General features: G+C 65.1%; 7 protein-coding genes and 2 pseudogenes. 3 read left to right on the top strand and 6 right to left on the bottom strand.

Features of this window, described 5'->3' with window-relative positions:
• Nucleotides 1–10 precede the first annotated feature (10 nt).
• A complete protein-coding gene (locus tag MFF61_RS03300) occupies nt 11–1,252 on the bottom strand; it encodes a Fic family protein (RefSeq protein WP_238233695.1) in 1,242 nt (413 codons plus the stop codon).
• A 157-nt stretch (nt 1,253–1,409) separates the two neighbouring features.
• Between MFF61_RS03300 and MFF61_RS03305 the strand changes: the two genes are divergently transcribed.
• Nucleotides 1,410–1,724 (top strand): hypothetical protein, encoded by a 315-nt coding sequence (locus tag MFF61_RS03305; protein WP_238233696.1) that lies wholly within the window; start codon nt 1,410–1,412, stop codon nt 1,722–1,724.
• Nucleotides 1,725–1,829: 105 nt separating this feature from the next.
• On the opposite strand, the pseudogene MFF61_RS03310 reads toward MFF61_RS03305, so the two are convergent.
• From MFF61_RS03310 to MFF61_RS03325, 4 genes and pseudogenes are all read right to left on the bottom strand, one after another.
• Nucleotides 1,830–2,546: pseudogene (locus tag MFF61_RS03310) on the bottom strand (efflux RND transporter permease subunit); the annotation flags it as partial.
• Between the two features lie 15 nt (nt 2,547–2,561).
• Nucleotides 2,562–4,313, bottom strand: a complete 1,752-nt coding sequence (locus MFF61_RS03315) for an efflux RND transporter periplasmic adaptor subunit (RefSeq protein ID WP_238233697.1) — start codon at nt 4,311–4,313, stop codon at nt 2,562–2,564.
• An 86-nt stretch (nt 4,314–4,399) separates the two neighbouring features.
• Nucleotides 4,400–4,849, bottom strand: coding sequence for a hypothetical protein (locus MFF61_RS03320; protein ID WP_238233698.1), 450 nt, complete (start codon nt 4,847–4,849; stop codon nt 4,400–4,402).
• Between the two features lie 231 nt (nt 4,850–5,080).
• On the bottom strand, nt 5,081–5,308 hold the full coding sequence (locus MFF61_RS03325; RefSeq protein ID WP_238233699.1) for a hypothetical protein: 228 nt from the start codon (nt 5,306–5,308) through the stop codon (nt 5,081–5,083).
• 558 nt (nt 5,309–5,866) lie between these two features.
• Between MFF61_RS03325 and ligD the strand changes: the two genes are divergently transcribed.
• Together ligD and MFF61_RS03340 are read left to right on the top strand one after the other, a co-directional pair.
• On the top strand, nt 5,867–8,368 hold the full coding sequence (ligD, locus tag MFF61_RS03330) for a DNA ligase D (protein WP_238233700.1): 2,502 nt from the start codon (nt 5,867–5,869) through the stop codon (nt 8,366–8,368).
• A gap of 1,271 nt (nt 8,369–9,639) precedes the next feature.
• A pseudogene (locus MFF61_RS03340) lies at nt 9,640–9,744 on the top strand (IS6 family transposase); the annotation flags it as partial.
• A 735-nt stretch (nt 9,745–10,479) separates the two neighbouring features.
• Here the strand turns inward: MFF61_RS03340 and MFF61_RS03345 are convergent.
• Nucleotides 10,480–10,966 (bottom strand): Crp/Fnr family transcriptional regulator (locus tag MFF61_RS03345; protein ID WP_238233702.1); only part of this gene is annotated, 487 nt, incomplete at its 5' end.

Here is a 10,966-nt window from a genome sequence, read left to right on the forward strand (position 1 = left end):
CTCCGCATCTTCATCTAGCAAAACGGAAGGACGGTGGTGCAGGCGCCTCGATCCTGTGGTCGGCGAACAGGCTTGGAAAGAGACGATCCCGATAGTCCAGCGGAAATGCGACCCGCACCGGCGACTTCGGGGTGCGGGATTTCATGAACCCGTCCTCCACGAGCTTCGACAGCGTCGATCGGGCGGTTCGCTCCGAAACTCCGAGGACCAGTGCCGCGCGGCCTCGTTCCATCTCCCCGAATCTCAGTGCCGTCGAGACGAGTTCACCAGCCTTCGCATCGTGGCCGAGGTCCCTGAGCAGCCTGCGGTAGCGATCCTCCAGGGTGTCGAACCTGAACGCGGCGGAAGTGAACCGGACCTGATCCAGCGCCACGGACAGAAACCAAGTGCAGAACGTCCGCAGTGCCGCCTCGGATAGGTTGCCCCGGCCATCCCGCGAGCCCTGCCGTGGCATGTCGGCGTGATCCATCATCCGCTTGTACTCGCCATTGTCCTCCAGGCCACGTGCCAGGCCGCGCGAGATGGACCACAGCCCCTTTCCTCCGATGCCGGCCTTCAACGCCATGGCGTGGGCGACCAGGCGGCTGACGCGGCCGTTGCCGTCGACGAAGGGATGGATGTAGTTGAACCGATGGTGGGCTGCGGCGATCGCGATCACGCGTATGCTCGCCCATGCGTCCGCCATGCCGAAGCGCTTGGCGAAGTACGCCATGAAGTCTCCTACGACCCCGGACGATGGCGGGTGATGCCTTCCAACCGCCACGTCCTCTTCCGCCTTGGTGCGAAACCGGCCCGGTACGATCTCCACGCTGCGGCCGCTGGCCAAACGGACACATCGGAACTCCTCGGGCATCTCCTCGTAGAAGCGCCGGTGCACCCAGAGGATGAATTCGATGGAAGTCGGAGACGGCAACCGCCCTTCACGATGAAGGACGTCGATCTCGCGGTGAACCTTGACGTGGGCGCGCGCCTCGAGTGCGAGCGGGCGCGCCTCGTCCTCCAGTTCGGCTCCGGCCAGGGCGCGTTCGATGTCCTTGGGACGGGTGTCGTGGCCCTCGATGAGATTGGAGTAGTAGCAGTTCATGACCCGGACGAACTCGGCCAGTTCGGCTGCCGAGTCCGGATGAAGCGCCTTGCCAAGCTCGGCGGTGGTGGAGTGGATATCCACGACCAAGTCGGCGATGGGCCGGGGAATGTCGCCTTCGAAGAAGCAGGGCTCGATACGCGACGGTGTTTCCAAAAGTGCGGACATCTTGCCGATCGGTTCGAGCCTGAAAGATGCATCTTCATAGTACGTTGTAGGCGTATCGCGGGCAAGATTGCCGATAAGTGTTGCCGATCGTGCGCCGACCCGGCCACCTCACGACCGGCGTTGTCGGTCCCGACCCGGGTGAACCGCCCCGGATTCAATGGAGGCCATTTGGTTTGGGTCGAGCAGCCAAGGCTGCACCTCGGCCTTGGCGATGGACGGCGCAGGCTGGCACGCCAGCGGCGCGTTGTTGGCGCCTGACACGCTCGCTCTGCCGACGCTGTCACCCAATCTCCCCGAACTGAACCCGGCCAAGACCAACTGGCAATTCCTGCGTCAGAACAAGCTCGCCCACCGGCTCTACGACACCTACGAGGCCATCGTTGAGGCTCGTTGTGAGGCTTGGAAGAGCTTCGCCACTGCTCCTGACCTGATCCAATCCATCACCGCACGCCAATGGGCAAACGTGTCATGAATTCTGGCGGCTGGTACAATGACTTAGGTTGCGATCCGCTAAGTTGGACAAGCTTCTCAGAGATTTTGGTCAAACTTCTTCAGTCCCCGGATAAACTTCTATGAGGTCCGACACCAGCGTGCGGGCGATGTTCCGGATCAGGTATTCGCGCGCGTACTGGTCGGTGAACCCGCCGCCGGCGTTGGTGCCGAACTGCGCCAGCGCCGTCTCCAGCTGGGCGTTGGTCACGCCGAGCGTGCGCATCGCGGCCGGGTTGGGCGCGACGCGGAACTGGCGCACCTCGCCGCCGATCGGAATGACCTGGGCGACCCCGGGAATGGTCAGCAGGCGCGGGCGGATCACGAAGTCGGCCGCCTCACGCACCTGCATCGGCGTCGCGGTCTCGCTGGTCACGGCGACCAGCAGGATCTGCCCCATGATCGAGGAGATCGGCCTCATCACGGGCGTGACACCCCGGGGCAGCTGGTCCTGCACCAGGCTCAGGCGCTCGGCGACCTGCTGGCGGTTGCGGTAGATGTCGGTGCCCCAGTCGAACTCGACGTAGGTGATCGACAGGCCGATCCCGGAGACCGAGCGCACGCGCGACACGCCGGGCAGCCCGTTCATGCGGGTTTCAATCGGGTAGGTGACCAGCTGCTCGACCTCGGGCGGGGCGTAGCCCTCGGCCTCGGTCATGATCGTCACGGTCGGCCGGTTGAGGTCCGGAAAGACGTCGACCGGCAGCTTGGTGACCGTGAACGCACCGTAGAGCACCAGCACGGTGGCGACCGCCAGCACCAGCAGGCGGTTCTTCAGGGACTGGCTGACAAGGAACGTGAACATGTTTCCCGCACCTTCTCAGCGCACCTGATCCAGAAGCTCGGCGCCCTGGGTAACCACGCGCTTGCCGGCCCCCAGACCAGCCGCGATCAGCACCCGGTTGCCGTCCAGGGGCGTCACGCGGACCTGACGGGCCTCGTAGCGTTCGGCGGTGGTGTGCTCGTAGACGACGTCCTGCCCGTTGCTGGTGCGCACGACCGCGGCGCGGGGCAGGGCCAGGCCATGCAGCTCGCTGCTGGTGGCGGCCTGCACCGTGACGAACTGGCCGACCCGCAGGCCGCGGGTGTCACTGGTGATCGCGAACTGCACCGGAATGGCCTGGTTGCGGTCCGCGAGGCCGGAGCCGCGGTAGGTCAGCGGCAAGGTCCGGCCGTCGGCCATTCGCGCGGTGGCGTTCTCGGCGCCGCCGAGGGCATCGAAGCTCAGGGCCTCGACCCAGAGGCTGGTGGGGTCGACGATCTGAAAGACCATCGCACCCGGGTTGGCCATCTGACCGGCCACCGCCGCGGCTTCGGCGACCACGCCGTCCACCGGCGCGACCAGCGCCTCGGGCTCCAGGCGGATCTTGTCGAGCGCTGCGCGACGATCCTTGAGGCCTTTCAGCTCGTCCTGCGCCTCCTCAAGCTGGACCTGTGAGACCGCGCCGTTGGGGGCGAGTTTTTGGTAACGCTCGACCCGGCGCTGCACGATCGCGATCTGCTGATCGAGTTCGCCCTGGCGCTGGCGCATGTCGGAGACGTCGACCCGCGCCACCGGCGGGGTCACGTAGGCGAGTACGTCGCCCGTCTTCACCGGGGTGCCGAGCCGCGGAAACTGGCCGTTCTGGGGCGGCGAGAGCCGGCCGCCGACGGACGACTGCACCACGCCGCTGGCGTTGGGGTTGGGAATGATCCGACCGGGCAGGCCGATCGTGCGGTGGAAGGTGCCGACCTCGGTCATGACCGTGCGCAGGCCCAGGAGGCGCTGGGTCGGTTTGGGCACAAACACGCTGCCGTCGGGCAGGCGCTGCGCCAAGTCGGTCGGGGCAGCGCCGCGGGTGGGCAGGGTCAGTGCGGCGCCCTGCACCGACTTGTCGTCGTGCTCCTCGCCGCCATAGGCAAAGGCGCTGGCGCTCAGGAGAACCGTGGCCGTGATCGCCAGCACGGCAATCACCGGGACACGGCGGCGGCCCCGTACGGCCAGCATCACCAGGATGCCGAGCAGGAAGCTCCCACCGGCGACGGCCAGCAGCACCGGATCGGCGCGGCTGACGCGCTCCTTGATGTCATGGATCAGGGCCGGTACGGCCTGGGTGACGCTTGCACCGATCGCCTGCGTGGCGCCGATGGGCGCCGGCGCCGCGGCAGGCGTGGCGGCCGGATCAGGGATCGTCAGCGCGATCGGCAGCACGTCGACGTCGCTGCCGGCAGTCACAGTGACCATCATGTCGTACTGACCGGGTTTATTCAGCCAGGGCGCGGGCAGGCGATACACCCCGGGCTCTTTGGCCTGGGCGGCCACAGTGCCCTTCGGGGTATCGACCTCAAGGGTTGCATCCGGGATCGGCTCGCCGGTCTGGAAGCGGTCGAGGTACAGGCTGAGCGTGCCATCGCGCGGCACAGCGACTAGCTCGAACGCGGCCGACACCGCCTCGCCCCGGGGCGCAATGGTTTTGGAGACCGGTGGCGGGGGGGCGCCGTGGTCATGCCCTTCGTGGGCGTACGCAGGGCCTGCAACAAGGGCCAGCGTCACGGTCAGCGCACGCAGCGCGGCCGCAATATGGGAATGCATGGATTGATCTTTCGCCGGTGGACGCTTGCGTCCACGCACACGCAGCAGCGCACATCAGCGCTGCCCCAAGCGTGGGGACGCGGGTTCTAGGCGATCGACCGGGGGGGTTTCGGCAGGGCTTCGCGGGCTATGCCGGCTCGGAACGGCTCGGCGGCTGCGATCAGGCGCACCGCCGCGGTTGCTGCCGGAAACGCTGCTGCAGCGGCTGGCAGCATGGCGCCCGGGACGCAGCACGATGCGCCCAGAGAGCAGCAGACGCCGTTGCAGAGGCGTTCGTCAGTGGTCTTGGCGCGCGACACGGCTACGCTCAGCAGCCGGTCAGCCGGTGAGGCCACCGCAGCTTTGGTGAACGTCTCGGCCACGGCGCGCGGCGCCACCGCTTCCGGCGCCAAGCGGGGGTGGTGGTGTGCCGTTGCGGCCTGGGCCGCGTGATGGGTATGGCCCTCGTGTGCCTGAGCCATCGACGCACCGAACGCTGCAGCGATCATCACGATCACGGCGGCGATCAAACGCGTGAGGAGCGGCGGCAGGGTCATGCGATCAGGCTACCACGTCCATCCAGGCTCGGGGAATGTCCCTGCGGTTGCGGCACAACCCGCGCCGCGGCATGTAGTTTCAGAGTCCGCCGGGCGCAAGGCGGGCCGGCGGGTAGGCTTTTATTGTTTGGACCGCGCAGTCGCGCCTGACATCGAGCGAATGAACCGCTTCACCGGTCTGATTGGGAGATCCGGAACCAGAAAGAGGACCCTCGCGGGTCCCCTTTGCGCTCAGTAGTGATGATGCCGCCGATGATGGTGGTGGCGCATCCGATGGTGGTGATGATGACGGCGCATGTGATGATGGTGCCGCATGTGCCCGTGGCGGTGCTGCACAATCGTCAGCATGTCCGGGGCCTCAAGCGGGGCGGGCACAGCTGGTGCTGCTGCAACTGGTGTCACCAGCGTCGCAGTGCCGAGTGTGGCCAGCACAGCCAGCGCGAAGATGGGCGTCCTCATGAGGGTTCCTCCTGAACAAGCCGCAGGAATGGTTGGACGACCCCCACGGCGGCAGGGAACGGCCCAGCTTGGTGGACGGTTCCGCTTGCTGCCTAGCAGATGCAGCAGTAGGGCTTATTCGTCGTGCTCGGCCCCGATGCTGCCGGCGTGGCCGAGGTCGTGGAAGCGGCTTTTTGGCTGGTTCCATACGCCGGCCTTACGCGAATCGGCGGGAGTGCCAGCGAGGCAATCGCCAACTGCGAATGGCCGCTGTCGGGTGTCGAGCGGCCCTTGCGGCGGCATCAATCGAAGGTCTGGAAGTGGCGCATAGCCGAACAAGCCGGACGTGAACTCATGACCCTTGTAGACCTTGCGCCCCAGCCTCCAATGTCCGCTTGTCGGCCCGCTGTAGAGTCGTCCAGGAAGAGCCCTCATTAGCTCCTTGCGTTCGCCGGGATTTCTCGTTCCCTCATCGGAAGGCCAGGAGGGGCGGTTGAGCACGCGGCACATCACCAGCCGGAACCATCCTCGGCCGAGCTGCCTGTTTAGCAGGGCGCACTCAGCAGTGACATCGAGGCCATGCCATCCAGCCTGCTCGAAACCTACAACACTAAGCGGGACTTCAGGCGCACGAATGAGCCGCAGGGGGTAGTCGCCCCCTCCGGCGGGAACCGCTTCGTCGTCCAGAAGCACGAGGCCACCCGCCTCCACTACGACCTCCGCCTCGAACTCAATGGCGTCCTGCTCAGCTGGGCTGTCACACGCGGGCCGAGCCTTGATCCCGCCGAAAAGCGACTGGCGGTGCGGACCGAGGACCATCCCGTTTCGTACGCCGAGTACGAGGGCACCATTCCGCAAGGAAGCTACGGGGCGGGTACCGTGATGCTCTGGGATCGCGGTAGCTGGGAGCCCGACGGAGATCCGCACGAGGGTCTCAAGGCAGGCAAGCTGCAGTTCCGCCTTCACGGCGAGCGCATGCAGGGCGCCTGGATGCTGATCCGCATGCGCGGTGGCAAACGTGAGAACTGGCTCCTGCGCAAGGTCGCCGATGACCAGGCCGGCGATGCGGACAGCCTCACCGAGGGGCACACGGACAGCGTCAAGAGTGGTCGCTCGATGGCGGCCATTGCTGGGCGCGACAGTACATCCAAGAAGCGGTCACCCTCCCGCCCGGTCGTGCAATCCGAGCAGGGCACCCGCTCAAGCCGCAAGCAAGCAGCATCGCCCTTTCAGCCGCTTCAGCTTGCAACCCTCGTTGCTGAGGCACCCGCGGGGCAAGCATGGCTCCATGAAATCAAGTACGACGGCTACCGCTGCCTTCTCGTGAAAGAGGGCACGCGCGTGACCGCTTATACGCGCTACGGCAACGACTGGAGCGACCGCTTCCAGGCCCTTGTTACCGAGGCGCAAACCATCCCGGCCGAGCGTGCTCTTCTCGACGGCGAGGTCGTCGTCCTGAACGCCAAAGGTCGTTCGGATTTCGCGAGGCTGCAGAACGCGATGCGCGAGGACGCGCCACTCGACTTCTTCGCCTTTGACCTTCTCGCCGTCGGTGACGAGGACCTCCGGGCTTTGCCCTTGTCGAAACGTAAAGCTCGCCTGGACCAACTTCTGAAAGGCTTGCCCGTTGGCTCAAGTCTCCACGTCAGTCCGTACCAGGTTGGAGGTGGGCCCGGGGCGCTTGAGACCGCATGTCGTGGTGGCCTCGAAGGCATAGTCTCGAAGCGGGCAGACGCGCCCTATGTGGGCGGCCGGTCGGAGGCGTGGCTTAAGGTCAAATGCCTGGCTCGGCAGGAGTTCGTGATCATCGGCTGGACACCCAGCAACAAGCGCGCGGGCTTTGCGTCACTGCTCCTGGGTCTCCGGCATGGTGACCAGCTTCGCTACGCCGGCCGTGTCGGAACCGGGTTCACTCGCGAGAGCATCGCCGACGTCGCCGAGCGGCTGAGGGCGCTTGAAATCTCCCCTTCGCCGGTTCCCGATCTCCCGGCGCGGCTTGCCGGATCCGCACGCTGGGTCGAACCAACGCTGGTTGCGGAGGTCACTTTCACGGAATTCACGCGCGACGGCATCGCGCGCCATCCCTCCTTCGTGGGCTTGCGGGACGACAAACCGGCGGACGCTGTGACGGTGGAGCAAGCCAAGCCATTGGGTCGAGCACCCAAGGAGGCCTTGAGCAGCGGTGCGGCCATCAGCTCTCACGGGATCCGCATCAGTAGCCCAGAACGGGAGCAATACCCGGAGGCGCATGTCACCAAGCGCGATCTCGTCACCTTCTACGAGCGCGTTGCCGGGATGATGCTGCCCCATATCCGCGATCGGCCTCTGACACTGATCCGCTGCCCGCGCGGCGTAGGTGAGCGCTGCTTCATCCAACAGCACGCTGCCGCAGGCTTTCCAGAGGCCGTACGACGCGTCGCGATCACGGAAACCTCGGGCGCGGTTGAGGAGCACTTCTTTATCGAGGATCTGGCTGGCATCCTGGCGTGCGTCCAGATGGGTGCCGTTGAGTTTCACGGCTGGGGCTCACGGGCCTCCGCGCTCGAAAGCCCCGATCGTCTGGTCTTCGACCTTGATCCAGACCCTATGGTGCCCTTCCGGAGCGTTGTCGAAGCGGCGCATAACATACGCGATCGGCTCCGAGACGATGGTATCTCCGCGTGGCCGTTGCTGTCGGGCGGCAAGGGCATCCACGTGGTGGTGCCCTTGATCGACGCGGATTGGGCAAGCGTGCATGGCTACGCAAGGCGCTTCGCCGAGAAGCTGCAGAAGGACGCCCCTGAGCAGTTCACCTCGGACATGGCGAAGGCTGACCGGCAAGGGAGGATCTTTGTAGATTATCTCCGCAACGAGCGCGGTCTCACGGCCGTGATGCCGTTCTCGACACGTGCGAAGCCGAGTGCGTCAGTGGCAATGCCGGTGGATTGGGAGCAACTTGGCGGCATCAAGTCGGCCCAGGACTACACCGTACGTCGCGCTCTCGCCGAAGGCGTGCCGGGAGTGGACGGTTGGCTGCAAACGCCCCAGCGCCTACCGCGGCAGGGGGGCGGCAAGCGCGAGGGAAGTGATGGGGGCAGGTGAGAAAGCCGTCGATCCGGTACGAACTCGCGCGCCGAACGGCACGGTCGCTTCCCGGCGTTGAGGAGTGTCTTACCGCGACTGGTCTTGCGCCACCCGCGCCTTCCAGAACCCGGACTCCCCGCCGATCGCAGCGCCCCAGATGCGAACTCCTGACCCGAAGCGGCCTCTCGCAACGTGTGAGACAAGCGTCCGGTGGTAGGCGTTCTCCGGACGTTTGATTTACATCCAATCAGCGAAGGACCTCTTTGAGTTTGAGAAGGCCGCTGAATGCGCCGGCTCCGTATGCGCCACTCGGCGAACGTCTGCTGAAGCCCTCGGCCAAGCCGCCTGCTGCATGACCTTGGCAATAAAGCTCGTCCCATGTGGCCGATTATCTTCGGATTGAGTTCGGGTGGGCGAAGCTGTATTTATGGACCTTCACTAGCGCTTGGAGATACTTGGATGCGATCCTGTCTTCTAGCAGCCGTCGCAGCGGCCCTCCTGATGGTACCTGTCTCGGCGTCGGCGCAGTACGGCCGAGGCGGAGGCTACTGCCGGGAGCTTCGGCTTGCCTGCGAGAACAAGGACGCTCTGGGTGAGCGCGGACAGGGCAACTGCCGGCGCTACCGCGAAGAGTGTGGAGGTCCCTCGCGTCGCGACATCTGCGCGGAACTCCGACGGGCCTGCCTCTACAAGGATGAACTGGGCGAGCGTGGCCGTGGCAATTGCCGTCAGTACCGCGAAACCTGCCGGTGACGCGCGCGTGTTGCCTCGGCATCATGCGCCGCAATTGCGATCGGCTCGGCGGCGAAGATGATGCTGAACCAAGAGCCGGCGCCAAGAGCCTGTGCGGAATTGCTTCGGGGCGCTTCGGCACAGGCTGATTTTGTGGAGATCTCAGATGCGTAAGGTCCTGGTCGTTTCAGCTTGCCTTCTGGCGCTGCCCCTCCCGGTGCTCGCTCAAGGCTCATCGCGGGACGATGAGCGAGACAGGCCATACGACCGTGGCGACAGCAGACGAGATGATTCGCGATACCGTCCTAATGAGGAGTGGGAGCGCTACCATCGGCGCCGCTACGGGGACGACTTCTCGCGGGAGGGCTCCTCATTTCACATCAGGATGGGTGATGCGCGGATCCATGTCCGGTGCGGCCCTCGGGAAACGCTAAAGGACTGCGTGGACGCCGCCACGACCCTGCTCGATAAAGCGCGATCGCTGCCCATGACAGGAAATGCGAACACGGGGTCCGGGACCGCGCCATCGCGGCCTTAGCATTACCTGGGCACCTTGCGTGTGGTTGCGCAAGGGCTCCGGGTTCGCTGGCGCGTGGACCGTCCTCGCGCAAAAGCAGTTGCTCGCCTGCTGCTTTCGCCTTCCTATCGCGAACAAAGCATGAAAGCGGGGCGGCAGAGACCCTTCTGCTGCCTGCACCCAAGTTTGCGGCCGCCCGGCGTGCGCGCTGAAGAATGTTGGCGCCGTACGCTGCCCTTATGCGAACCACGTGCGTGAGTATCGGGAGCGTGGTCGGCGAGCTGTCGAGAGGTCGGCTATCGGGTGACGAGCGGCCATTCCGGCGGCACCGGTCGAAGATCTGGAGGTGGCGCTAAGCGGAAGGCCTCGATGGCCGAGAGCGCAGTTCCCCAGCCATCGCACCGGCCGACAAGCTCTGACCGCCCTCCCCTTCGCGCAGCCCATCGAGACGCTCCCAGAATCTCCCGAGAGTTCCCGAGCGTCCACCGTCCCAAAACCGTTCCTGCAGGAACGGTGGATTGAGCTAAGTGTTGGTGAGCGCGCTGGGATTCGAACCCAGGACCTACAGATTAAAAGTAATTTGCACCAGGCAAAAAAGTCAATGAATTCAACGAGAGGTGTGTGCAACAATCCCGTGAATAACCTGATTTATGCTTAAGGGGAAGGGTCGTGATTGCACACACCTTCCGGCTCCTGCCGAGGCGGTGAGCGCCGGTGCTTCCACCATCCTTATAAGTGCTAAGTTATCTTGCATTGAGGCTGCACCGCTCAGGCCTGAAATCAAACAGCTTGGCTGCTCTACAGCCGCTCGCGGCTCGAATTCAAGCAAATTTGAGGCCCATGTTGGCGGCAAAACGGGTCTCCTAGGCCCGCCTGCCTATCAATTCAGGGGACCGATCAGGCGGCGGTACTCGGCCTCGGGCCGGCCGTAGGCGTCCTGGGCGAACTCCTCTAAACCGCGCCGGTCGCGGATCGTGATGAGGCCCCGCTCCGTCCTGATGAAGCCGTTGCCCTCCAGAACATGCAGTGTCGTCGTCACGCTGGGGCGGCGCACCGCCAGCATCAGCGCAAGATAATCGTGAGTAAGTGCCATCTCGTTGCTGGGGCTGCGGTCGTGGCACATCAGCAGCCAGCGCGCGAGCCGCTCGTTGATCTGGTGCACCGCGTTTGACAGGGCCGTGTAGTTCGACTGCAGCCCCTGCACCTGCGCGAAGCGCAGCAGCAAGTTGTGCAGTGACGCACTCTCCTCCAAGGCGCTGATCAACGCCGATCGGGCGATCTTGTAAGCACCGTCCCCCACTTGGATGTCGATGCGGTGGGGCGAGCGATCCGACCCCAGGATAGGGTTGAGGGGAACGCACCCCTCC

Source organism: Methylobacterium isbiliense (assembly GCF_022179325.1).
GTDB lineage: Bacteria > Pseudomonadota > Alphaproteobacteria > Rhizobiales > Beijerinckiaceae > Methylobacterium > Methylobacterium isbiliense.

Coding starts and splice junctions, on each gene's coding strand:
- ligD (WP_238233700.1), top strand. CDS start 5,867: ATGCCATCCAGCCTGCTCGAAACCTACAACACTAAGCGGGACTTCAGG.
- MFF61_RS03305 (WP_238233696.1), top strand. CDS start 1,410: ATGGAGGCCATTTGGTTTGGGTCGAGCAGCCAAGGCTGCACCTCGGCC.
- MFF61_RS03325 (WP_238233699.1), bottom strand. CDS start 5,308: ATGAGGACGCCCATCTTCGCGCTGGCTGTGCTGGCCACACTCGGCACT.
- MFF61_RS03320 (WP_238233698.1), bottom strand. CDS start 4,849: ATGACCCTGCCGCCGCTCCTCACGCGTTTGATCGCCGCCGTGATCGTG.
- MFF61_RS03315 (WP_238233697.1), bottom strand. CDS start 4,313: ATGCATTCCCATATTGCGGCCGCGCTGCGTGCGCTGACCGTGACGCTG.
- MFF61_RS03300 (WP_238233695.1), bottom strand. CDS start 1,252: ATGTCCGCACTTTTGGAAACACCGTCGCGTATCGAGCCCTGCTTCTTC.